24 protein-coding genes are annotated in these 23,104 nt (G+C 64.3%); 13 read left to right on the top strand and 11 right to left on the bottom strand.

The window, feature by feature from the left end:
* Positions 1 to 18: 18 nt before the first annotated feature.
* The 7 genes from VIK36_RS17190 to VIK36_RS17160 all read right to left on the bottom strand — a co-directional run bounded on the left by VIK36_RS17190 (position 19) and on the right by VIK36_RS17160 (position 6,627).
* Positions 19 to 738, bottom strand: a complete 720-nt coding sequence (locus VIK36_RS17190) for a hypothetical protein (protein ID WP_324642887.1) — start codon at positions 736 to 738, stop codon at positions 19 to 21.
* Between the two features lie 216 nt (positions 739 to 954).
* Positions 955 to 2,247, bottom strand: coding sequence for a hypothetical protein (locus VIK36_RS17185; protein ID WP_324642886.1), 1,293 nt, complete (start codon positions 2,245 to 2,247; stop codon positions 955 to 957).
* A 258-nt stretch (positions 2,248 to 2,505) separates the two neighbouring features.
* Positions 2,506 to 3,327, bottom strand: a complete 822-nt coding sequence (locus VIK36_RS17180) for an alpha/beta hydrolase (protein ID WP_324642885.1) — start codon at positions 3,325 to 3,327, stop codon at positions 2,506 to 2,508.
* Positions 3,328 to 3,449: 122 nt separating this feature from the next.
* On the bottom strand, positions 3,450 to 4,469 hold the full coding sequence (locus VIK36_RS17175; protein WP_324642884.1) for a HAMP domain-containing sensor histidine kinase: 1,020 nt from the start codon (positions 4,467 to 4,469) through the stop codon (positions 3,450 to 3,452).
* Positions 4,466 to 5,155, bottom strand: coding sequence for a response regulator transcription factor (locus tag VIK36_RS17170; protein ID WP_324642883.1), 690 nt, complete (start codon positions 5,153 to 5,155; stop codon positions 4,466 to 4,468). Before VIK36_RS17170 ends, VIK36_RS17175 begins: the two co-directional genes overlap by 4 nt.
* Positions 5,156 to 5,160: 5 nt before the next feature.
* A complete protein-coding gene (locus VIK36_RS17165; protein ID WP_324642882.1) occupies positions 5,161 to 5,856 on the bottom strand; it encodes a DedA family protein in 696 nt (231 codons plus the stop codon).
* Positions 5,857 to 5,865: 9 nt separating this feature from the next.
* Entirely contained in the window at positions 5,866 to 6,627 is a 762-nt protein-coding gene (locus VIK36_RS17160; RefSeq protein WP_324642881.1) for a phosphatase PAP2 family protein, read from the bottom strand.
* A gap of 396 nt (positions 6,628 to 7,023) precedes the next feature.
* On the opposite strand from VIK36_RS17160, the gene VIK36_RS17155 reads away from it, so the two are divergent.
* From VIK36_RS17155 to galU, 13 genes are all read left to right on the top strand, one after another.
* On the top strand, positions 7,024 to 7,260 hold the full coding sequence (locus tag VIK36_RS17155) for a hypothetical protein (protein WP_324642880.1): 237 nt from the start codon (positions 7,024 to 7,026) through the stop codon (positions 7,258 to 7,260).
* 375 nt (positions 7,261 to 7,635) lie between these two features.
* Complete coding sequence (gene paaA / locus VIK36_RS17150; RefSeq protein WP_324642878.1) at positions 7,636 to 8,628, top strand: 1,2-phenylacetyl-CoA epoxidase subunit PaaA; 993 nt, start codon at positions 7,636 to 7,638, stop codon at positions 8,626 to 8,628.
* Entirely contained in the window at positions 8,625 to 9,002 is a 378-nt protein-coding gene (gene paaB, locus VIK36_RS17145) for a 1,2-phenylacetyl-CoA epoxidase subunit PaaB (protein WP_255173088.1), read from the top strand. The genes paaA and paaB overlap by 4 nt, the downstream gene beginning before the upstream one ends.
* Entirely contained in the window at positions 8,999 to 9,916 is a 918-nt protein-coding gene (gene paaC / locus VIK36_RS17140) for a 1,2-phenylacetyl-CoA epoxidase subunit PaaC (RefSeq protein ID WP_324642877.1), read from the top strand. Before paaB ends, paaC begins: the two co-directional genes overlap by 4 nt.
* A gap of 5 nt (positions 9,917 to 9,921) precedes the next feature.
* Positions 9,922 to 10,443 (top strand): 1,2-phenylacetyl-CoA epoxidase subunit PaaD, encoded by a 522-nt coding sequence (gene paaD, locus VIK36_RS17135; protein ID WP_324645305.1) that lies wholly within the window; start codon positions 9,922 to 9,924, stop codon positions 10,441 to 10,443.
* Positions 10,444 to 10,453: 10 nt separating this feature from the next.
* Positions 10,454 to 11,680 carry a 1,2-phenylacetyl-CoA epoxidase subunit PaaE gene (paaE, locus tag VIK36_RS17130; protein ID WP_324642876.1) on the top strand — a complete coding sequence of 409 codons (1,227 nt, stop codon included), beginning with the start codon at positions 10,454 to 10,456 and terminating at the stop codon, positions 11,678 to 11,680.
* Positions 11,681 to 11,704: 24 nt separating this feature from the next.
* A complete protein-coding gene (locus VIK36_RS17125; protein WP_324642875.1) occupies positions 11,705 to 12,493 on the top strand; it encodes an enoyl-CoA hydratase/isomerase family protein in 789 nt (262 codons plus the stop codon).
* Between the two features lie 167 nt (positions 12,494 to 12,660).
* Positions 12,661 to 13,263, top strand: coding sequence for a hypothetical protein (locus VIK36_RS17120; RefSeq protein ID WP_324642874.1), 603 nt, complete (start codon positions 12,661 to 12,663; stop codon positions 13,261 to 13,263).
* 2 nt (positions 13,264 to 13,265) lie between these two features.
* Entirely contained in the window at positions 13,266 to 13,547 is a 282-nt protein-coding gene (locus VIK36_RS17115) for a PqqD family protein (protein ID WP_324642873.1), read from the top strand.
* 3 nt (positions 13,548 to 13,550) lie between these two features.
* Complete coding sequence (locus tag VIK36_RS17110; RefSeq protein WP_324642872.1) at positions 13,551 to 14,768, top strand: hypothetical protein; 1,218 nt, start codon at positions 13,551 to 13,553, stop codon at positions 14,766 to 14,768.
* A 45-nt stretch (positions 14,769 to 14,813) separates the two neighbouring features.
* Complete coding sequence (locus tag VIK36_RS17105) at positions 14,814 to 16,376, top strand: polysaccharide biosynthesis tyrosine autokinase (RefSeq protein WP_324642871.1); 1,563 nt, start codon at positions 14,814 to 14,816, stop codon at positions 16,374 to 16,376.
* Positions 16,377 to 16,385: 9 nt separating this feature from the next.
* Entirely contained in the window at positions 16,386 to 17,288 is a 903-nt protein-coding gene (locus VIK36_RS17100; protein WP_324642870.1) for a nucleotidyltransferase family protein, read from the top strand.
* Positions 17,289 to 17,337: 49 nt separating this feature from the next.
* A complete protein-coding gene (gene galU, locus VIK36_RS17095) occupies positions 17,338 to 18,228 on the top strand; it encodes a UTP--glucose-1-phosphate uridylyltransferase GalU (protein ID WP_255173079.1) in 891 nt (296 codons plus the stop codon).
* Positions 18,229 to 18,237: 9 nt separating this feature from the next.
* On the opposite strand, the gene VIK36_RS17090 is transcribed toward galU, so the two are convergent.
* The 4 genes from VIK36_RS17090 to VIK36_RS17075 all read right to left on the bottom strand — a co-directional run bounded on the left by VIK36_RS17090 (position 18,238) and on the right by VIK36_RS17075 (position 23,042).
* A complete protein-coding gene (locus VIK36_RS17090) occupies positions 18,238 to 18,645 on the bottom strand; it encodes a VanZ family protein (protein WP_255173078.1) in 408 nt (135 codons plus the stop codon).
* A 291-nt stretch (positions 18,646 to 18,936) separates the two neighbouring features.
* Positions 18,937 to 19,533: an LPXTG cell wall anchor domain-containing protein gene (locus VIK36_RS17085; protein WP_255173077.1), complete on the bottom strand. Its 597-nt coding sequence runs from the start codon at positions 19,531 to 19,533 to the stop codon at positions 18,937 to 18,939.
* 180 nt (positions 19,534 to 19,713) lie between these two features.
* Positions 19,714 to 21,453 (bottom strand): DUF4012 domain-containing protein, encoded by a 1,740-nt coding sequence (locus VIK36_RS17080; RefSeq protein ID WP_255173076.1) that lies wholly within the window; start codon positions 21,451 to 21,453, stop codon positions 19,714 to 19,716.
* Between the two features lie 152 nt (positions 21,454 to 21,605).
* Positions 21,606 to 23,042 carry a sugar transferase gene (locus VIK36_RS17075; protein WP_420716221.1) on the bottom strand — a complete coding sequence of 479 codons (1,437 nt, stop codon included), beginning with the start codon at positions 23,040 to 23,042 and terminating at the stop codon, positions 21,606 to 21,608.
* Between the last annotated feature and the right edge of the window lie 62 nt (positions 23,043 to 23,104).

The raw sequence follows: 23,104 nt of genomic DNA, 5'->3' as shown, positions 1-23,104 counted from the left end.
TTGGTGGTGCCGGATGGGTTAGCGTGCGTTGAGGATCACGATGTTGCGGCCGCGGCGGATCCAGCGGCCGCTGGCAGCGGGCCGGCCGGACTGGCCGGAGCCGTTCTGGCCGGGACGGCCGAGCAGGCCGGGGAGGTGCTGCCGGGCTGCGGCGGTGGCCGCCTGCTGTGCTGCCTGGGCAGCGGGGACGCTCCTGGGCGTGGCCGCGGCGCGCTGGGCGGTGGAGGTGGCGAACCGGACAAAGGCGCGGGCGGTTTCCAGGTCGCGGTCCTCCGGCGACAGGCCTTCCAGCTGGAGTCCGGATTCGAACTTGCTGCCGAGCCACTTGCCCACCTGGCGTCCGGCCTGCCCGCCCGCACCCGGAACGAAGTAGTTGCCTACGGCCTGGCCCAGCTGCGGGAGGGCCTTCCGGGCGGCGGACTTGAGGACCTTGCCCACGGCCTGTCCTGCCGCGCTCCCGGCGAAGTCCTTGGCGGCCGAGACTGCCTTCCGTGCCAGGTCGCCCAGGAACTGGTCAAGCTCGTCCTCGTCGGTGACTTCGAGCAGTTCGGCGGCGAGGGCAAGCTCGTCGGTTTCCTGGCTGTCGGTCTCGCCCCAGAGCCCCCCGGCTTCGCTGGCGTCTTCGCCCTGGAAGGGTGACTGTTCGTCCTCGTAGGAGTAGCCGGGGCCCTCATCCATCACCTCGCCCCAGGTGCCCTCGTCCTGGCCTTCGAACAGTGCCCTATCGATGTCGTGCATGAGTATTTCCTTTCCGGAGTTGCAGGTGCCTTGGGAGGCACCACCGCGGAACACCGCATACCCACTTACTGCACAATTCGTGCCAACCCCGGCGGGCTCAGGCACGGGCGGAAGCGGGGGAGAAACGGCGGCGGCCGGCAGCCCTGGCCCGAACCGGATTTCGCCGGCGCGAAAAAGGATTCGCCGTTGCCTGCGGTGCCTGCGGGTGGTGCCTGCCTACGGGTCCAGCTGGAGCGAGCGCCGGTACTTGTTCACGGTCCGGCGGGCAATGACGAACCCGCTGCGGGCCAGTTCGGCGCGGAGCTGTTCGTCGGAGGCAGCGCCGCCCGCCGCCGTCGTCATGTACTCCTGCAGCGCGGCCCGTGCGGCCAGGCCCTTGCCGAAGAGGCATGCCAGGTCGGTGACGGTTCCGGAGGGCAGCCGCAGCCGCTTGCCGCTCACGGCCCTGCTCACCGTGGAGGGATGCAGCCCGATTTCCTGGGCGACGGCGGTCCGCGTCAGGGGATGGTGGCGTCCGGCGTCGCCGTGGTCCAGGAAGTCCTTCTGGTGCGCGACGGCGCATTCGGTGATGCGGAGGAGGGCGCCGGCGCGTCGGTCGATCTGGTATAGGAGGCGCCTGGCAGCGATTTCGTGGTCCGTCAGCCATTGCTTCGCCCCGGACGCCGCGGGGAGGCCGGCGGAGAGGTCCGCTACCTGGAGGCCAAACCAGGCGCTCGCGGGAACCTCCACTTCCAGGGACCCGTCCGGTCGGCGGTACAGGAAGACGTCCGCCGTAGGAACGCCGGCTGCAGCGGTGCCGGTGTCCACTGCCACAAAGGGCCGCAGCCGCTCCCTGACCATGGCCAGTCCGGCAAGGACCTGCTCCTCGGAAAGCCCCAGGGCACGGACGACGACGGCGGTGCTTCCCGCGGCGAGGTCCGCCAGGTGCGCGCGGACCAGGTGGGGGAGCCAGTCCGGAGCCTCGCCGGCATCCACCAGCGCCTCCGCCTGGATGGCGAGGAGTTCCACCACGCTGGTGGACGCGATGCCTGCTGGGCCCACGGCCCGGACGGCACGGAGGGCCTCGTGCACCTGGTCGGGGCGCAGGCCGTGCTGCCGGGCGATCTGCTCCGGTTCGCAGTCCAGGAGTCCGCGGGAGGTCAGGTGCGCCAGCACGAGTTCCAGTGCGTGCCGGCAGTCCGGCCGGACTTCAACGCCTGCGTCTGCTTCCAGCGAGGCGAACGGATTGACGGCCGGCTCGGGGCCGTCGCGAAACTGCGAAGCATCCGACTGGCTCCGGCAGCGGAAGCAGGTTCCGGACGCCACATGCCGGCCGCACCCGGGGCACGGATGGCCCTCGGCGCGCTCCAGGACAGGGTTGTCGGCAAGGGCCCGTTCGGTGGCGAGCTGCACTTCCGCGTGCGTCATGGTCAGCATGCCCAGGGCCCTCAGCAGGCCGGGCAGCGCGCGCAGCTCGGGTTGCAGCCCCGCCTGCAGCTGCAGGCCGGGACCGGGCCCTTCGGTGGCCATGGTTCAGGCTAGCCCCGTGGCCTCCCACGGCGGTAGGCAGATTTCTGCGTGATTCCGGGGCGTGCGCCCGCGTCGTCAGCGGATTTGCGCGTCGTCAGTGCACACCGGAGTCACCGGGAAGGTCCGCGTCGGAAGTCCACAGCAGTTCACGACGCCGGCCCTCGCCTTTGGCCGACAGCGCACGACGCCGGCCCGCAGGTTTGGGAAGTGATGGGGCGTTGGTTCCCGCCGCGCCACAGCCAATACAGCCCCAGCGGGCTACTTGCCGCCGTCGAAGAAACCCTTGAGCTGGGTGGCGATGGCAGCAGCGGAGACCTGGTGGGTTTGGCCCTCGAGGACGCGGTGTTCGCTGCCGGGGATGGCGCCGGCGATGGTCTTCTGCCCCTGGGCCATGGGGCCGGCGGCCTTCCCGCCCACCATGACCAGGGTGGGCACGGTTATGGTGCGGAGCCTCTCCACCGGCGCCGTGAAGTTGTTGGTCACCCGTGTTTCGTAGGGCAGGGTATTCGCGGCCGCTGTCTGTTTCTTCCACACTCCGGGCATGAGGCGCAGGACGTAGGGGAGGAAGGCCGGTGCGCCGACCATTTTGACCAGGAAGTAGGACACGGCGCTGCCGCGTTTGCCGTCCCTGAGCAGCGCCTCCAGGTGCTCGCGGTGGCTCCCGGGCGACCCGTCCGGCCCCTGCACGCCGGTGTAGGGCGCCTCGTAGGTGGCCAGCCCGCGCATCGGGACTCCCGCTGCTGCCGCTTCGAGGGCCAGGGCAGCGCCTGAGGAAATCCCGTACACGTAGGGGTTGCCGCCTGCCTCGGCCAGTACCGCCTGGAGGTCCTCGATCTCGCGTTCGACGGCGTAGGGCATGGTCTCGCCGCTGTCCCCGCGTCCCCGCCGGTCGTAAAAGTAGACGGTGAAGGAATCCTTCAGTGCATTCGCCAGCGCACGTGAGGGCCCGAAGTTCCGGCCGCAGAAGGCGCCGTCCACCAGGACCAGGCTGGGTCCGGTACCCATCCGCTCGACGCTGAGGGAGGTGCCGTCGGGCGACGGCACGGTGGACACGGTGCCTGTTTCCTGGGTCTTCGTCATCGCAGTGCTCCATTCAGTGCCGGGCCAGGGGGGCAGCTCAGCTTCTCGGGTCAAGCGTGCCGAGTCAAGGGTTTTCGCGCCAGGATGGCGGAAAAGCGGGTCAGGCCGCCGCATGGAGACGCTCAGTCCCGGGCCAGGGGAAGCGTCAGCTGCATGGTGGTTCCGTCCGGCCCGGTGCGGACCACCTTCACGGTGCCGCCTGCCGCGGAGGCAATTTCGCGGACCAGGGCCAGACCGATCCCGAAGCTCCGCCGGCCCTGCCCGTCGCCGGTCCGGCCGGCGCGGACAAAGCGGTCGAAGATCCGGTCCGGGTCCACGCCGCTGATCCCGGATCCGGTGTCGGAAACCCGGACCAGCGCACGGGAACCCTCAACCGCGGCGGAGATGGTGATGCTTCCGCCCGCTGGCGTGTGCCCCAGCGCGTTGTCCGCCAGGGCCAGCACGGCCCGCCGGAACGAACTGGGGTCGATCCGCACCAAAGCCGGCCCGCCGCCGTCGAACGTTATCCGGACGCCCTGTTGGCGGGCAAGATCCTGAAGGCTGCCGGCCACGGACCCGGCAGCCAGGGCGACGTCCACCGGCTCCATGTCCGGAACGGGCGCTGCCGCGGTCGCCGCCAGGAGCAGCTCGTTCACGATCCCGGTCAGCGTGGACGCATCCTCCCGGATCTTCGCCAGGGCCTGCGCCGGTTCGGATCCGGGTTCGGCTTTGCGCTGGGCCAGCTGGATGCGGGTGTCAAGGATGGCCAGGGGGGTCCGCAGTTCGTGGCTGGCGTCCTGGACGAACCGCCGCTGCCGGGCCAGCGCTTCCCCCAGCGGCCGGATGGCGCTGCGCGCACTGAGCCACCCCACCACACCGGCCAGCACCACGCCTCCAAGGCCGGCAAGGATCATCCCCTCGATCAGGTCCCTGGAATCGAGGTAGGTGTACGGTTTCCCGGGTTCAGAAGCGGGCAGGACCGGATGGGCCAGCTTGTACATCAGGAACGCGGTGGCGGCGGCCAGGAGGATGAGCACCAGCGCGGCAACCCCGGCGCTGATCCGCAGTGCCACCTTCAGCGACGCGCGGCGCAGGATGTCCCGGTCCGGGTCGCCGGCGGCAGCAGGCGGGGTGCCCGGCCCGGAAGTGCCGGAAGTAGTCATGAGGGGTTGCCGATCTGGTAGCCGACGCCGTGGACGGTGCGGATCACGGTCCTGTCGATCTTGCGGCGCAGGTGGTGGACGTAGGTATCGATCACACCGGGCTGGTCTGTCCCGTGGAAGTGTGCGGCGAGCAGTTCGTCCCGGGTGAACACCCGGTCCGGCTCGGCCGCCAGCGCGGCCAGCACCTCGGCTTCCTTTGCGGTCAGCGAGACGGTGTCGCCGTACAGGGAACGGACAGCGCGCGACGCCGGGTGGAATTCCCAGGTGCCGAGGCTCACCTGCCCGGCGGCCGGGCCATGTCCCGCGGGCGGACCGTAGCTGCGCGTAAGTGCGCGCAGGCGTGCAGCCAGCTCGCCGCCGTCGAACGGTTTTGTCAGGTAGTCGTTGGCGCCGGCGTCCAGGCCGCGGACTTTTTCGTCGGTGTCGCCCAGTGCGGTGAGGATCAGGATGGGTGTGCCGATGCCCTTGGCCCGCAGGGCGGTGATGAGGCTGATCCCGTCCATGACGGGCAGGCCGCGGTCGATCACCATCGCGTCCCACGGCTGCGTCAGCCCCAGATGCAGGCCCTCCTGGCCGTTCGCCGCGAGCCGGACGGTGAAGTCCGGCTCCAGCAGCTCGGCAATCAGCGGACCCAGGACGGGATCGTCCTCCACCAGCAGCAGGGCCAGCCCCTCACCAGTTGTCATGCCGCCTATTCTTCCGCAGCCGCCTCAACACCTTCGTCAACGGGCTGTTCCGCGGCGGCCAGCCGCTTCTTCCGCCGGCGCTTCAGATACTCCACGATCCACGGCACCACGGAGACCAGGACCATCACCACGGCGATGACGTCAATGTTCTTGGCGATGATTTCGTAGTGTCCCAGCCACGTGCCCAGGAGCGTCACGGACGTCGCCCAGGCCAGGGCACCCACCATGTTCCAGACGGTGAACGCCTTGTATTCGTAGCGGGCAATGCCGGCGGTGACCGGCGCGAAGGTCCGCACCATGGGCACAAAACGGGCCAGGATGACGGCGGCGCCTCCATGGCGGCGGAAGAACTCTTCTGTGACAGTCAGGTGGGAGGTTTTGAGGATGCGGGCATCGTCCTTGAACCAGCGGCGGCCAAATTTGCGCCCCAGCAGGTACCCCACCTGGTCGCCGCCGATCGCGGCCGCGGTGATCACGCCGATCAGCAAGGGGAGTGCCAGGTTCAGCTGCTGGTGCAGGAGTCCGGCGGTGAAGAGGAGGGAGTCGCCGGGCAGGAAGGGGAACAGGACGCCCGACTCGATGAACACCATCGCGGCGATGACACCCAGCGCGGCCGGGCCAAAGCCCTCCAGCAGGCCGGCGGGGTCAAGCAGCGACGGCGGGCCCGGAGCCGCTGCCAGGGATGTCAGGAGGCTGTGCATGATTGCTCCTTACGCCCGGCGGGAGGGGTGGAGGATCCTGGCGGGAACGCGTTCCAGCAGGGCGGGGGCAAAGCGGTTCCAGAGCCCGGCGAGCAGGACGGCGGCGGCGCCCGCGGCGAAGAAGGAGGCCGCGACGTCGGTGGGGTAATGCACCCCCACGTACAGCCTGGACCAGGCGACGATCAGCGCCACGGCGGCCCCGGCCACGGCAACCGGCTTTGCCCACCGGGTCCTGCGGGCCAGGAAGTACAGGGCGAAGGCCAGCGCCACCGCAAAGCTGACGTGCCCGCTGGGGAAGCTGTTGGATCCCGTTTCCGGTGCCAACGGGTCGAACAGCAGCGCCGGGTTGGGCCGCTGCCGGGCGAACAGGAGCTTGAAGGCCTCGCTCGCCACCCAGCCCGAGCACGCGGTGAGCCCGAACGCGACGGCGGTCACCAGGTCGCGCCGGAACAGCCAGATGGCCAGGGCTGCGGCCGCTATCAGGAGCAGGCCCGCCACCGGGCCGAACAGCAGGTTGATCCCCATCGCCACCGCGGTCAGCACGGCAACGTGGTGCAGGCTGAGGTTTTGGTCAACGCCCAGTTCTGCGGTTGTGTCGCCGGGGACCAGTTGCACGGCAAGGCCCAGCGCCACGACGGCGGCGCACAGCAGTACGCCCACCGGCAGCCAGTGCCGGGGCTGGGGGAGTGCCCTGAACTGGGTGCCGACGGCCGGGGGTGCCGTGGGCGCGGTGTACTGGTTCGGGCGGTCATCGTGGGCTGATCGGTGCATTTCTTCCTTGGGGAGGCGTGGCGTGGGGCGCTGTCCGGCCCGTACTTCCACTCTCCCCGGTGGGTTTTAAGAAAGCCTTAAGAAGTGCGGGTTCCTGGCTGTGGGCAGGGGCGTACGACGGCGGTCCGCGCCTTTCGCGCGCGGTGTGCCGACGTGTGGGGGCGTGGTGCGAGCCGGCGACGCGCAAACTCATTTCCGCTGCGCAGATTCCTTTTCGCCCCGCATATGTGGGCCGCGCAGGGGAATACCCGCCTCGGTGGTGAGTATCCGCGTCGAAAGTGCGGCGAGGCTGATCCGATTCGGGGCTTTCAGCCCTAAGCTGCCGTGGCTGCCCGCCGCACACTGTTTCCAAGGGCCCGATCAGTCGGGGTCGGACCAGGCTCGGGAGGAATTCTGATGGACGTTCGGGTCGTGGAGTCGCTGGTCATGGCGGAGATCGGGGACGGCGTGCTGACCGCCCTGTACCCGGTAGAGCATTGCGCACGGTGGGAGTTCGGTCCCTGGGCTCCGCTGATGCGCTGGTTCAAGGAACGCCCGGGCCTGACCCGGGTGCTTGGTGTGGCGCAGGTGGCCGGTGCCCTGGCTGTGGCCGCCACGTTGTCCAAGACCCCGGGGCGGGCCTGGAAGAAATAATCCCGGAGCTCCGGGCTTTCGCGCAGTCTGGCGCTTGAGGGCCCGGCCCGGCTCATCCTTCCTGGGAAACTGACTCCCCGAAGGCACAGCATCTTTCCGCTGCGCAGACTCATTTGCGCACCCGATATTTGCCGGCGCGGGCGAGTATCCGCGTCGACAGTGCAGGGGGCTGCGGGTGAAGTGGGGGAACGTACGACGTCGGTCCGCGCCTTTCGTGCGCAACGTGATGGGGCGTTGGGAGAAAGGGGCAGGAAGTGATGGGGCGTAGAAAATGGGGGCGCCACGCTTGACGCCTCCGCACGCTCCCGCATATCCTGAACGAACGGTCGGTAAATAATTCCGAGACGCCCGACAGGTCTTTGCATAGGAGCAACCATGGCAGCGCAGAACTTGCAGTCAGTGCCGGCTGAGCTAACCCCGGAAGAGGACGCCGCAGGCAAGGCCCACTTCGACCGGATCATCGCCGAGGACTCGCGCATCGAGCCCCGCGACTGGATGCCGGCGGCGTACCGCAAGACGCTCCTGCGCCAGGTCTCCCAGCACGCGCACTCCGAGATCATCGGCATGCAGCCCGAGGCCAACTGGATCTCCCGCGCCCCCAGCCTGAAGCGCAAGGCCATCCTCATGGCCAAGGTCCAGGACGAGGCCGGCCACGGTCTCTACCTCTACTCAGCAGCCGAAACCCTGGGCCAGTCCCGGGACAAGATGATGGACGACCTCATCGCCGGCAAGGCCCGCTACTCCAGCATCTTCAACTACCCGGCCCGCACCTGGGCTGACATGGGCGCCATCGGCTGGCTGGTGGACGGCGCAGCCATCTGCAACCAGGTCCCGCTGTGCCGCGCCTCGTACGGCCCCTACGGCCGCGCCATGGTGCGCGTCTGCAAGGAAGAGTCCTTCCACCAGCGCCAGGGCTTCGAGATCCTCCTGGAACTTTCCAACGGCACCCCCGAGCAGAAGCAGATGGCCCAGGACGCGGTGAACCGCTGGTACGCCCCGGCCCTGATGATGTTCGGGCCGCCGGATGACGATTCCCCCAACTCCAAGCAGTCCATGGCCTGGAACATCAAGCGGTTCAGCAATGACGAGCTCCGCAGCCGGTTCGTGGGCATGATGGTGGAGCAGGTCAAGGTCCTGGGCCTCACCCTCCCCGATGACCAGATCCGCTTCAACGAGGACACCAGGAAGTGGGAGCACGGGCCCCTGGACTGGGACGAGTTCCACGAAGTCCTGGCCGGCCGCGGTCCCTGCAACGCCCAGCGCCTTGAGCGCCGGCGGGCAGCGCACGACGACGGCGCCTGGGTCCGCGAGGCAGCAGCCGCCTACGCAGCAAAACAGTCAAAGAAGACGAAGGAATACGCAGCATGAGCCCGCACGGCAACCCGGAAACCCCGGCCAGCTCGGCCACCGAGATCAACCGCGAAGCCCCCAAGGCCAGCCCGGCACCGGACCACCACGACCGCTCCACGTGGGGCCTCTGGGAGGTCTTCGTCCGGTCCAGCCGCGGCCTGAGCCACGTTCACGCCGGCTCCCTGCACGCCCCGGACGCCGCCATGGCCCTCCGGAATGCACGGGACCTCTACACCCGCCGCAACGAGGGCGTCTCCATCTGGGTGGTCCCGGCGGACGCCATCGCCGCCAGCGACCCCGACTCCAAGGGCTCCTTCTTCGAGTCCCCCCAGGGCAAGGACTACCGGCACGCCACGTACTACACCAAGAGCGAAGGGGTGAAGCACCTGTGAGCTCCCCCGACGCGCCCACCACGGGCCACGGCGACATCTCCACCGGCGTGGCCGGCGGAGACAGCAACGCCTCCGCCACCCGGATCACCCCCGGCAACGCCCTCCGCCCGGAGGACATCGCGCTCGAGGTCAAGACCGGCCTCGCCAAGCCCAGCGAAGACGTCGCGGAGTACGCCCTCCGCCTGGGCGATGACGCCCTGATCCTTGCACAGCGCCTGGGCCACTGGATCTCCCGTGCACCCGAGCTGGAGGAGGACATCGCCCTGGGCAACATCGCCCTGGACCAGCTGGGCCACGCCCGCAGCTTCCTCACCTACGCCGGCGCCGGCATGCCCACCGAGGATGGCACGGCCAAGTCCGAGGATGACCTGGCCTACTTCCGCCGCGAGCACGAGTTCCGCAGTGTCCAGCTGTTCGAGCAGCCCAACGGGGACTTCGCGGCCACCATCGCCCGCCAGTTCGTGGTGAGCTACTACCAGTACGAGCTCTACCGCCGCCTCACCGAGTCCACGGACGCCACCCTGGCCGCCATCGCAGCGAAGGCCGTGAAGGAAGTGGACTACCACCGCGACCACAGCACCCAGTGGGTCTTGCGCCTCGCCGGCGGCACGGACGAATCCCGCCAGCGGATGATCCACGGCCTGCGGACCATGTGGCCGTACGTCAACGAACTTTTCCAGGACGATGACCTGACGCAGCGCCTCGCTGAGGCGGGTGCCGCCGTCGCGCCTTCCAGTCTGCGGGAAGACTTTGACCGCCTGGTGGCGGATGTCCTGGCCGAAGCTGAGCTGGAGGTCCCGGACGTGCCCGCAGCCCCGGGCGGCGGCCGGTACGGCAAGCACTCGGAGCACCTGGGCTACATCCTCGCGGAGATGCAGGTGCTGGCCCGTGAGTATCCTGGGGCCAGCTGGTGACTGCCATGTACATCTCGGATTTCGAATCCCGGACCCGCACCCCGGAGCAGAAGGCCTGGGACATCGCCGCCACCGTGGTGGACCCGGAGATCCCGGTGCTGAGCATCGCGGACCTGGGCATCCTGCGGAAGGTGGACGTGGCGGGCAGCGAGGTCACCGTTACCATCACCCCCACGTACTCGGGCTGCCCGGCCATGGACGCCATCCGTGACGATCTCTACACCGCCTTTAAGAAGGAAGGCTACGAGGATGTGCACGTGGACCTGGTCCTGGCCCCGGCGTGGACCACGGACTGGATGACCGAGGCCGGCAAGCAGAAGCTGCAGGAGTACGGCATCGCCCCGCCCAGCGGCAACTCCCGGGCCGGCGGCCACTCCGGCCCCATCCGGCTGAGCCTGGCCGTGAAGTGCCCGCAGTGCAACAGCCTCAACACCAAGGAACTCACCCGCTTCGGTTCCACGTCCTGCAAGGCGCTGTATGTGTGCCAGGACTGCAAGGAACCGTTCGACTACTTCAAAGTCCTGTAAGGAAGCCCCCATGCCTGTTGTCCGCCAGACCGCCGCCGAAGAGGCTGAGGTGACCGGCCGCCGTCGTCCGTCCTTCCACACCCTTGAGGTGAAGGAGGTGCGCCGGCTCACCGACGATGCCATTGAGGTCAGCTTCCATGTGCCGGCCGAACTCGCCGGCAAGTTCGACTACCTGCCCGGGCAGTACGTGGCCCTGCGCACCACGCTGCCGGATGAGGGCGGCGAGCCGAAGGAGATCCGCCGCAGCTACTCCATCTGCGCCGAGCCGCGCAGCTTCGCGGACGGCACCAGCGAGATCCGCGTGGCCATCAAGAAGGACCTGGGCGGGCTGTTCTCCACGTGGGCCAACGCCGAGTTGAAGGCGGGGGACACCCTGGACGTGATGAGCCCCATGGGTGCGTTCGTGTCCAAGCACGGCCGCGACGGTGTGGCCGTGGACCAGAACGTCATGAACTCCATGAACCACCCGGAGGACCTGGCGGGGGAGGCCGGGAACTTCGTGGCCATCGCGGCGGGATCCGGCATCACCCCGGTGATCGCCATCGCCCGGACCCTGCTGGCCGCCAACCCGGACACCCGGTTCGACCTGATTTACGCCAACAAGGCCGCCATGGACGTGATGTTCCTGGAGGAACTGGCGGACCTGAAGGACAAGTACCCGCAGCGGCTGGCCATCCACCACGTGCTCTCCCGCGAGCAGCGGATCGCGCCGCTGCTGTCCGGCCGGATCGACGCCGAGAAGCTCCAGCAGCTGCTGGGCACCGCCCTGCACGCTGACGATGTGGACGAGTGGTTCCTGTGCGGGCCGTTCGAGCTGGTGCAGCTGTGCCGGGACACCCTGGCTGAGCGCGGGGTGAAGCCGGAGAATGTCCGGTTCGAGCTGTTCACGTCGGGCAAGCCGGACCGCCCGGAGGGTCAGGCCGGCCGTCCCGTGGTGGTGGACGAGTCCAAGGAGACGTACAAGATCACGTTCAAGCTGGACGGCCTGCAGGGCGAGGTGGCCAGCCCCACCCACGCCCGCGAGTCGATCCTGAACGCCGCGCTGCGGGTGCGCCCGGACGTGCCGTTCGCGTGCGCCGGGGGAGTGTGCGGCACCTGCCGGGCCAAGGTGGTCACCGGCAGCGTGACCATGGACGAGAACTACGCGCTGGAGCAGGATGAGCTGGACAAGGGCTACGTCCTGACCTGCCAGAGCCACCCCACCAGCAAGGAAGTCACGGTCGACTTCGACGTCTAAACCGTGTTCACTAGAAGGAGCCCCATGATTTCGCTTTCCATCAGCAACGGCATCGCCGAGGTCGTCCTGGACGCGCCGCACAAGCTGAACTCCCTGGATGAGCAGGCGCTGCGGGATTTAGCACAGGCGTACGACGACGCTGCTGCCGCCGCCTCGCGCGGTGAGGTGCGGGCGCTGCTGCTGAGGGGAGAGGGCCGGGCCTTCTGCGCGGGTCGGGACATTGCGGGGGTCACCCCGGAGAATGACGACGCAGCGGCGTACCTGGGCGGGCTGGTGGAACCTTTGCTGAAGAAGATGGCGGCGTTCCCGGCGCCGACGTTCGCGGCGGCACAGGGTGCGTGCCTGGGGGTGGGGCTGGGGCTGCTGCTGGCCACGGACGTGGTGTACGTGGCGGAGAACGCCAAGTTCGGCTCGCCGTTCGCCAAGCTGGGGGCCACGCTGGACTCGGGCGGGCACTGGTACTTCACGGAGCGGCTGGGCATGCACCGGACGCTGGACCTGATCTACACCGCGGACCTGATCTCGGGAGCGGAGGCGGTGGCCCAGGGGATGTTCAGCCGGGCGATGCCTGCTGATTCTTTGCTGGACTCGACGCGGGAGATTGTCTCGCGGGTGGCTGCCGGTGCCACGGGCGCTTTCGTTGCCTCAAAGGAGTTGGTGGCGCACATCCGTGACCAGCGCCTGGGCCTGTGGCAGGCCATGCAGGAGGAAAACGAGGAACAGGCCCGCCTCTGCAAGACCGAGGACTACGCGGAAGGTTTCCGGGCGTTCCAGGAGAAGCGCGAGCCGAAGTTCACCGGTTCCTCCCGGTAGAGGGCTAGTTCAAGATTCCTTGAAGGATTCTTGACAAAAAATTGCAACGCGTTTGCAGAAATCTTTATTTGTGTTCGCGAGAGTAGGCGAAGCCGGGCAACACCGGCCATAGCGCGCTGCCGGTCTCAAAAGGCAGCCGCAGCTGGAAACCTATTCTGGGGGCACAATTGTCTGAAGTTTCAAACGCTGGGGTTGATGTAGAAGAAGAAGGCGGCTTTAGTCGCCGTCGCGTCGTCGCAGGTGTGGCCTGGTCGCTGCCGGTTATCGCCACCGCCATTGCGGCTCCTGCTGCTGCTGCGTCACCACCGCCCATCAGTGCAACTGCTGCTTTGGTGAACGGCGCCGCCCCGCAGTACTCCAAGATTGGCGGCGGCGGCACCAAATATGGGGGGACCGCTCCCGCAACTATTAGCCTCAAAAACACTGGGACGTCGTCTTTTACCGGCACTGTCAGCGTCACCATCAAATTAACCCCGGTGGGTACCGTGCTCGTCGGGATCGGTGTTGAATCGCTGTCCCCGGCCACTACTTCGGCGGCCGTTTCCTTCACTCAGCACGCGTCTACAACGTCCTTTTCGTACACCGGGACGATTGCTGCCGGGCAGACTCAAAATTTCACAATTCTCTACAACTACGAAACTGTGAATCCGAAGCCGAGCGCCGTCACGTATTCCTTCGTCATGACTACCTCGGTAGTTTTGACGGCGAACGCTGGCGGTTCACTCTCCTTGACGCCCACCGCCAGTCCCAACCCGACCATCCAGTTCTAAATATGGTCTGGAAACGCGGCGGATTGGTCGCAGAAGTCTGTACAGAGCCCCGGGCGCGCGTCGCCCTGCTGCACCTTGATGCAACCCAGCCCGTGGTTTTGGAGGGGCCTGCTGCGGTTATCTGGGACCTGATCGACGGTCAGCGGAGCGAACAGGACATTTTGGCCGAGCTTGAGGCCACTTTCGAGGATCAGTCAGGACAGATGCAGGCCCAGGTGGAAGACTTCCTGGCCAGCCTCGAAGCGCAGCGCCTGATTGAGGCATACCCCGGCGCTGGGCTTTAACGGATGACGTCCACGGGGCTTGAGGGGATGGCAGGGTCGGCGTGGCAGCAGCGTCTGCTTGAGGAACTGGCCAGAGGCAGTGATCTGCTGTGCCTGGATGTTCTCGGGCAACGCTACGTGGTCCGCTGGGGCCGTGCGGTCACATGGCAGCAGAGGGTCGCCACGAGCTCCGCCTGGGCGCGCTGTATCAGCGACCACGAGCCGCTTCTGCCGCCGGCGCCGGCCGAACCCACGTCAGCCGAGCCGTTCACCGTGTCGGTCACTTGCACGTCCACTAATCACGATGACGGCAGGTTCCAGCTTGCGGCAGCCTCGTTCGAGGAATTGGCTGAGACCCTGACGTCCCGTCTAACGGTTGCCGCCATCCTGGCCAATGCCGGTGAACTAACCATGCTCCACGCCTGCGGGGTGGCGGATCCCGCTACGGGGGCGACGGTGGCGCTGGTGGCCAAGTCGGGAACGGGAAAAACCACCGCAGCCTCCGTGCTCGCCAGAAGCTATGGCTACGTCACGGACGAGACTGTCGCCATAGCTTGGGATGGCTCCGTGATTCCCTACCCCAAGCCGCTGTCTGTAAAGCAGGGTGCGGGCTCACCCAAGCGCCAGGTCGGGCCGGACGAGTTCGGACTTCAGCCCGCCCCGGCTATGCCCTTCATCCAGTCCATCGTGCTCCTGAACCGGGTCCAGACGAAACGTGCAACCGCTCCCGTACTGGAAAAGGTACCGCTGGCCGATGCCGTGCTCGCACTTATCGCAGACTCGTCCTCGCAGGCAGAAGTCGTGGATCCGCTGCAGTCGCTCTGCCGCCTTATCGAAAGTGTTGGGGGAGTGTGGCAGGTGACCTATTCGGAGGCCGCCGATCTTCCTGCGGCCCTGGCGCCCTTGTTCCGGCTGCAGCCGGCGTCAGGGACAGAGTGGGAACCGGCCGTAAGAGAAGCTGTTCAACCAGGGCACCTTCCAGCCGGCAGTGTCCAGCGCAGGGCCCTAAGGGACGCGGTGGCCATCGGGGATGACCTGCTGGCCATGTTGGACGACGAAGTTGTGCGCCTGAGCGGCATTGGCCCAGCGATCTGGGAAGCCTGCGCTGGCCCGGCAAATTTGCAGCAGATCACGAAACACGTCGGTAGGATGCACGGCCAACCCGATGGTTACCGCGTCGCCGTCGCCGGAGCGGTGGAGCAGCTCCTCGCAAAGTCGATTTTGGTCCGCGGCCGCAACTGAACGGCCCGCATACCGCCCGAAAGAACTTGAGTCTAAGGAAGCACTTTGAGCACAACAGCAGCCCCTGCGGAGACATCTCCGGGCCTGGATCTCGCCGACTATTTGAACGTCCTCCGGGTCTACTGGAAGGCCATTGTCGCCTTCACCCTGCTGGCCACCCTGGCGGCCGCCGGATGGACTGTTCTCCAGCCCAAGATCTACTCCTCCGATTCCAGCGGAATTGTTGTCACGCCGGGGTCGGACAACGTGAGCCTGGCCCTGGCCGGTGACAGCCTGGCTAAGGCCAAAGTCAAGAACTATGAGTCGGTGGCCAAATCCCGGCTTGTCGCGGACCGGGTCATTCAAGCCCTGGACCTGAAGACGACTGCCGATGCCCTGCTGGGCAGCATCAGCGTCAAGGTGCCTGTTGACACGGCCGAGATCAGGGTGACCGCACAATCCAAGGATCCTGCAACTGCCCAGCGGGTGGCCGATGCCTGGGTCAACGGCCTCTCCGCCCAGGTGGAGGCGATCGAGACGGCGCCTCCCACAGAGCCAGCGTCAGGTGTTGCTGCACTCTCTCAGGCCGGGGCCTCAGAGAGTGCAGCAACGGCTGTCCGTGTCCTCCCCCTGGGTAAGGCCGTCCTACCCACCACCCCCACATCGCCCAACACCAAGCTCAATCTGGCGCTCGGCGCCCTTGTCGGGCTGGCCTTGGGTGTGGCTTATGCATTGGTCCGGCGGCACTTGGACCGGCGGATCCGGAAGGCTGCGGACATCGAGCGAAGGTTCGGCGTTCCCGTGATTGGCACCTTGCCAGTGGACCACCGGTTGGATGGTAGGAGCACCATTGTGGACGCTGGGACGGCAGCACAACTTCATGATGCCGGCGGTGCCATGGCTGAAGCTCTCCGCGAGCTGCGCACCAACCTCAGCTTCCTTGACGTGGACCAGCCGCCGCGGATCATCGTCGTCACCAGCTCACTGCAGGCAGAGGGAAAATCCACTGTCACGGCCAACCTGGCAGTCACCATGGCGGCAGCGGGTGAAAACGTGGTGGTGGTCGACGGCGACCTCCGCCGGCCCACGCTGGTGGACGTCTTCAACCTTGTTCCTGGAGCAGGAGTCACCGACGTGCTTACTGGGGCCGCCGAGCTTGCTGATGTCCTCCAGCCCTGGGGCGCGCTGCCTAACCTTTCAGTCCTGGGATCTGGGCGCATCCCACCAAACCCCAGCGAGCTGCTCGGCTCCCGGGCTATGAAGAATATGCTCGATGCCTTGGCCAAGGATGCTGTGGTCCTGATCGACGCGCCGCCGCTTCTTCCCGTTACGGATGCTGCCGTCCTTTCCCGGGCAGCAGACGGTGCCATCCTCGTGATTCGAACCGGCAGGACCACCCAGGAGCAGCTGGACCAGTCCTTGGGTAACCTTGACAAGGTCAAGGGTCGGGTCCTGGGAGCGGTTCTCAACTACGTTCCCATCAAGGGCACTGACGCCTACTCCTACTACGGAACCTATACGTCCACGCTTGAACCCGGTTCAGCGACAAGATTTAATCGCCTCGAGGCACCAAAAGCTTCTGGCGGTGCCCTCGAACCATTGCCAGGTGGCCGCAGGACTAGGGTCTAGGCAGAGGCTATGGCGGAAGACTCCAATGAAACGATGCTCAGTCTTCCAGAGGCTGTGCTCCTCGGCCATGCAATGGTCCAGCGCGTGGTGGACGCTTTGGGTATTCGGGCCTTCTTCATCAAGGGGCCGGTGAGTGTGCTGCAAGGGCTGCGTGAACCGAGGATTTCTGGGGACGTTGATGTCTTTGTGGCACCTTCAGACGTCGAACTCATCCTGCTTGCCCTTGAGGGCAGGGGTTGGCAACAACGGCCGTCCGAACCTGAGAGCGGGAGCTTCCCCAAACACTCCGTGACTATTGGCCATCCTCGTTGGCCTTGTTGCATAGACGTCCACTTTCGCTTTCCCGGGATGGATAGACCGGCGGCACGCTCCTTTGAGACGATGTGGGCGAACACTGTGGATATAAAAATCGCTGGGCAGGAGGTACGGGTCCCCTCAATACCGCTCGGAATACTGGTCGTAGCGTTGCATGCTTTGCGAACCCCGCGACACCCCACTTGTCGGCAGGAGCTTGAGTTCTTGAGTAGATTCACGAGCCGGCACTTGTACGCCGATGCCGTCTTGAAAATTGCCATGGCAACAGGATCCCTCGCTGCTGTGCGCCCTTTTCTGGAAGATCTCCTCTCTGAGCACATTCCGCCAGAGTGGCCAGACCCGTCCCTGGAGTGGCGCAATCGAGGTAGGGCCCAGGAACCAGGGAGTGCACGGTTCATAGCCATCATGCAGGCTCCTTGGCGAGACAAGGCCCGATTGCTCTGGCGAGCGCTCTTTCCCCGTTCAGAGGTCTTTTTGAGCGGCAACATCTACGCGGACATGTCCTTGACAGGAAGGCTGAGGCTTCATAGTGACCGGTGGAAGCGCTTTCTACGGGGATTTCCGCGACTCGTGCGCAACCTTCGTGGCCTTAGATGACTTTGCTTTCAATTGCCGTTTAACCCGCCAAATTTGTTAAGGTTCAGCTATGACTACGGGGAAAGCTATTACCAAAGCCGTCATTCCTGCTGCCGGATTGGGAACACGCTTCCTGCCCGCCACCAAGGCGATGCCGAAGGAAATGTTGCCGGTGGTTGACCGTCCGGCCATCCAGTACGTGGTGGAGGAAGCGATTGACGCAGGTCTCACGGACTTGCTGATGATTACTGGCCGCAACAAGCGCGCGCTCGAGGACCACTTCGACCGCGAACCGGGCTTGGAAGCTGCCCTGGAAGCCAAGGGTGATAAAGACAAGCTCGGCCTGGTGGAGTACGCCTCCAATCTGGGTCCCATCCACTATGTCCGCCAGGGCGAAGCCAAGGGCCTCGGCCACGCGGTGCTGTGTGCACAGCAGCACGTGGGCGACGAACCTTTTGCCGTGCTCCTGGGTGACGACCTCATCGACGAGGCCGAGGACCTGCTCAGCACGATGATGGCGGTGCAACAGAAGACCGGGGGGTCTGTGATCGCCCTGATCGAGGTCGATCCGTCGCAGATCAGTGCCTACGGCTGCGCTGATATTTCGGTAGTTGAAGGCGAGGACTATGTCCGCGTCAACAGCCTTGTAGAGAAGCCTGCTGTCGCTGACGCACCGTCCAACCTCGCTGTTATCGGCCGCTACGTGCTGCACCACAACGTGTTCGGTGTCTTGGAAAACACGGCGCCAGGCCGCGGCAACGAGATTCAGCTGACCGACGCCCTGCAGACGCTGGCCGCAAGCGAGGGCGAAGGCTCCGGCGTGTACGGCGTGGTGTTCAAGGGCCGCCGCTACGACACTGGCGACAAGCTGAGTTACCTTAAGGCCGTGATTACCCTTGCTTCAGAGCGCGTGGAGTTCGGCGAGGACCTCAAGACTTGGATGAAGAGCTTCGTTGGCTAATTTACGGCGCTAACGCCTTCGGGGAGGTCTGCGCCTGTAGGGCAGCGGGCCTCCCCTCTTTTTCAGCGCCAGGGCGCTTAGTAAGGCTCCGATGATGGCACCTGACGTGTTTGTCACAACATCTGACGGGCTCGCAAAGCGGTCCCTCAGAAAAAGCAGCTGTCCTAACTCGATACAGCCAGAAATTGCCAGCCCGAGAGCGCCTGATTGCCACCAGCGTTTTTCCGGAAAGGCAAGCGCGGCCGTGAATCCGATGGGGAGGAACAGAGCCACGTTCGCTAAGGCTTCCAGGAAGTCATAGTCAACCCATCTCGGGATGCCGTGGTCCCGGAGAAAATTCAGTAATTGCGAGACCTGCCCTGATACGGGCTGATCGACAGGTGTCGGCCAAAAGGCAATGAAAGCAAGCGGTACCATGATGGCTGCGAGAGTAATCTGGCTGACGCGCTGGCTTCGCGGATACCTCAAGAACACCCTTAGACGGTCCGTAGGAGGGCGAGAAAGGCGGTAACCGTGGCGGACCCGGTAAGCAGCAGGAGAAGGACGTAGCGGAGCGCCTGTGGCTGCTGAGGCAATGGAAACGCCAAGTCGAACTTTCGTGGTGTCTTGCGCCAATGTCTCCCCATAGCTCCTATAGATACCACAAAAAATGGGTGCTTTTCCGTTCACGGAAAAGCACCCATTTTGAGTAGCTATATGATGTTGCGGTTATGCAGCTGCCTCTGCCTTGGCACGGCGGCGAACTACCATTACCGAGGTTGCACCTGCTGCCAGCGCGCCAACGCCGACGACGCTCCAGAGGATCAGGCCGGAGTCGGCGCCAGTGTTCGCCAGATTGGAGCCGCTGTTAGAAAGCGCGGAATTACCGTTGGCCACGAGCGCTGCTGGCGTGACCTTGACCACGACAGGACCAACCGTTACACCGGACGTGTCTCCAGTCGCGGTCACGCTGTAAGTGCCAGGTTCATTGATGGCGATCGGCAGCGATACCGTTCCCTGCGCATCAGCAGTCGCCTTTAGGGTCTGAGCCTCAGCCACAACGTTGATACGTCCTGCTACCGAGCGGCTACCCGCGATGTTGGCCCCATTGGAAGCGGGTGCTTGGCCAGGCGTGACCCGGATGGTCAGTGATTCGCCAGCAAGGAAGCCCTGGCCACGGAAGATAAAGGTTTCACCCGGCCCGACGGTACCGTCGGAAACAGCTGCCTGCGGCGGGAGTGCCGGGTAGGTTGCCGCCATCGCGGGCGCGGTACCGATAAGTGCTATGGATCCTGCAAGTGCGAGTGCAGCGACTGTTTTTTTCATGTGTGTCCCCCCGGAGACGTTTTAGTTTCTGATACCCGATGTGAGGAATTGTCCCCTCTGCACGAGACCCTGTGCAGAACTACGGATAGATATCCCGAAAGAGACGCTACCATCTGCCGTTGGTTGTGAGCAATCGCAATCCAATCGGTTTACATAGTGTTAATGCACCGGGCTACCGGTCTACCCGCAAGTTGCGTTTTCGGTGGGCAGTGTCACGTCCTTGACCGACTGCACGGAGGGGGTTACAAACAAGTTAGGTTCTGTGTGCTGAACGATTTTGTCGAATGTGAATTCGATGGTCTTGCTTTCGCCTGGTGCAAGTCGTTGCCCGAGGACGCCGACGGGGCGACCTGCGTGGATGTAGGGCGCAAATTCCGTTCGCTGACCATCTAGCTTTGCAGATTCGACATTTGCCTGAACTGGCCCGTAGGCGATGACGTTTGTTTGGACGGAACCAGGGGGAACGCCGTATGCCCCCCCGCCTGTGACGTAGGAGGGCAGAGCCTTGCCGGCCTCCGGAGGCGCAGTGTTCGTGCTGGTGATTCGCACGGTCGTTTGTTCGTAGCCGTTCAGCGGGCATTCTTTCACTAGCTGGACAGTGTGCTTGATGTAGTAGTCCATTTTGGCACCTGTGCCGTCATTGAAGTACACGCCAAATTGAGCAGGGGAAATACTAGGGCCGGCGACCGAACCACTGATCGAATATCGTGTAATCACTTCCTGCTCTGCGTGCTCATCAGACCAGAGCAGTACCCGGCCTTCTTCGGCCCCTCGCGTGATTCCTGTGATCAGTCCCTTCGCTTCGCCCTTTCCATCGGAAAGGGCAGCAAAGACCTCCTTGGCTACACCGGCAAAATAGGAATCCTGCATCTGCGGCTGAGGAATTTTCGCGTAGACCTCAGAAAGTAGAGTCGAAACGACATTGCTGCCGTCTAGTTCGGTAGGCAGGCCGGCAGCTCGGACAGCATCCAGTTCCGGGCCCTTGATTGCCACCGGTCCCGTGGTTTGAAGGATGTAGCTCAGTACCACCGGATCGATAGAGATCACACCATTCACATGAAGAGCGGTTTTCTTCTCCCACATTGCCTGGGCGGTCGCGGCCGCGGTGGGGAAATCAGGAGTCAGATTTACGTCCTGCATGTATTTTCCCAACCGGGTGGAATATATGTGCTGCTGCTGTGCATCAACGGGAAAAGGAGGAGACATTATTCCAAGTTCGCCAGCGCTGCTTTGTGAACCGAGCGTCAGCCGACCTTTGTCGAGCGTCAAGACGGCAAGTGCGCCCGGGATACCCCCTGAGGCTCTGGCTTCCGCGTTGTTCTGAATAATTAGCAGGTAGTTGCGTGGTGCTTGCGCCCCCATCATGTCGGGAGCGAGCGCTGCTGCATCTGCCGCGACCCCGACAACACGTCGGAGAGACCTTAGTTCTGTCCGAGCCTCTTCTAAGGGCTTCTTGATCTCGGGTAGGAGCTTGTCTACGTCTATACCATCAATGCGGTCAGCCGACTGCCGGACTGCTTCGGCGGCTGCTGCTATCTTCGGGTTGGCGTCAGCCAACGGGACTAGGTCTACACCGTTCTTATTAGGAGCCAGCGCGCTCCAATCCAGCGTTTGCAAAACATCGACCATGGGAGCGGCACCCAAGCGAACAACATCGTCCGCAGATGTGGCGGCCTCGCTGGCAGCACGAAGATTTGGCCCTACCCAAGGAAGCGCGGTCGCCATTACCCAAAGGGGGTCATCCGCTACTTCCCGGGCAGCATGTGTGCGAGCACCGATATCTCCAACAGTAGCGGCAGCAGTGCGCTGATCGTTAGCGAGAATGGCGCCCTTCAGCTTGGGGGCAAGTGCCGAAGCTGTCGATAGGTTTTCGCTAAGCGTCAGTGCTTTGGCCCCGAGCCACAAGGATGCGGCAATCACTAGCACAACTGCAGGGATTGACCACAATATTGTCCGTCGGAATAGCAGGGACTTTTTTGCCGAGGGAAGAGGGCGGTCGCGTCGCGCGTCCTTGTTGGAATTGGGCATACGAGCAGCGTCCTTTCAGGAAGACTTATTAGTCACGGCAGCCGTCAATACGCACCCGTCCCACGGAGAACGGCCCTGACGGTCCGGAGAATTATGATTAGGTCCCCAGCGAGTGACCAGTTCTCGACATAGTAGAGATCGAGGCGCACCGAGTCCTGCCAAGAGAGGGTAGATCTACCGCTAACCTGCCACAAGCCTGTAAGGCCGGGCTTTACCAGTAACCTGCGTCGTACGTCATGCTCATACGCCTCGACCTCTTGCGGTAAAGGAGGACGGGGTCCAACGAGGCTCATCGATCCAGCGAGCACATTGAAAAGCTGAGGCAGCTCGTCGAGGCTGTACTTGCGCAGTATTCGTCCGACGCGCGTTACTCGGGGATCATCCCTGATCTTGAAAAGTACCCCATTCCCTTCATTCTGGTGCTTCAGTTCGTCGAGGTAAGCCTCGGCGTCGACAACCATTGACCGGAACTTGATCATGCGGAAAGGAAGTCCGCCTAGACCCACTCTTTCTTGCTTGAAGAAGATCGGTCCGGGGCTGCCGAGGCGGACGATTACGGCGATGAGGACCAAAAGTGGTGACAGCATGATTATCAAGAGACTCGACGCCAAGACATCAAATAGACGTTTGGCTACACCCTGCCCACCTTCGAGGGCTGGTGTCGTTACATGAATAAGTGGAAGTCCGGCGATTTGCTGCGTGTGGATTCTTGGCCCGGCCACATCGGTCAAGGCAGGCGCCATGATGAGTCCGAGGTTTCGAGACGCCAGCTCCCAACCGAGATGTCTCAGTGTTTGCGGATGCAGCTGGACTCCGGCGGAAACTGCAACAGCATCCGCTTGGCATTCATCTATGGCGTTCAGAATGGAGGCCGAAGTCGGGTCATTTCCAAGTATTGGAAGCCCGGAGTCGGGTTCACTGGTGCTCAGGGGGTGCAGGCCTGGCGTATATGCCGCCACAGGGAGATAGCCGGAGCCTTTTGAACGCTCCAAGGAGCTCGCCAAATGAGCCACAGCGCTAGGTCCACCAATTATCAGAAGTCTTGACATACTTTTACCAACGAGGCGCCGGAGGTTGAGGTGTTGACGAAATAACCACCTGGAAAGCAATAGACCCAGAAGCCCCACTGGCAGGGCAAAACCGACAAATCCTCGAGCCGTATCAATACGCAAGACATAGGAAAATATCGCTAACAGGCCGAAAAGCCAAAGAGAGGCTGCCACGACGCGTTTGTATTCCTCCGCGCCGGAACCAAGGATCTGGCTTTGACGGCTGTTCCAAGCGCCGAGCATGATCCACCATGCGAGAATGAGAACTAGAGATAGGATTCCGTATGCTGCCTCGCTGCCCATCATTGTAAAGTCCGGTTCCAAGCCGAACCTCACAACATAAGCTCCTATGACTGCCCAAACAATCACAAGAGCGTCAGATAACCTCAAAATGAGAGAGGTCCGGGCGCGCCAATCATCGGTTACCCCCAATTTGATTGCCTTTCATGTCCAGAGATATATATTCCAAGCCTAACCGGCGCAATAGAGACAAT

It is taken from the genome of Pseudarthrobacter sp. LT1 (assembly GCF_035621795.1).
Taxonomy (GTDB): Bacteria; Actinomycetota; Actinomycetes; order Actinomycetales; family Micrococcaceae; genus Arthrobacter.
This window is presented reverse-complemented; position numbering and strand designations above follow the sequence as displayed.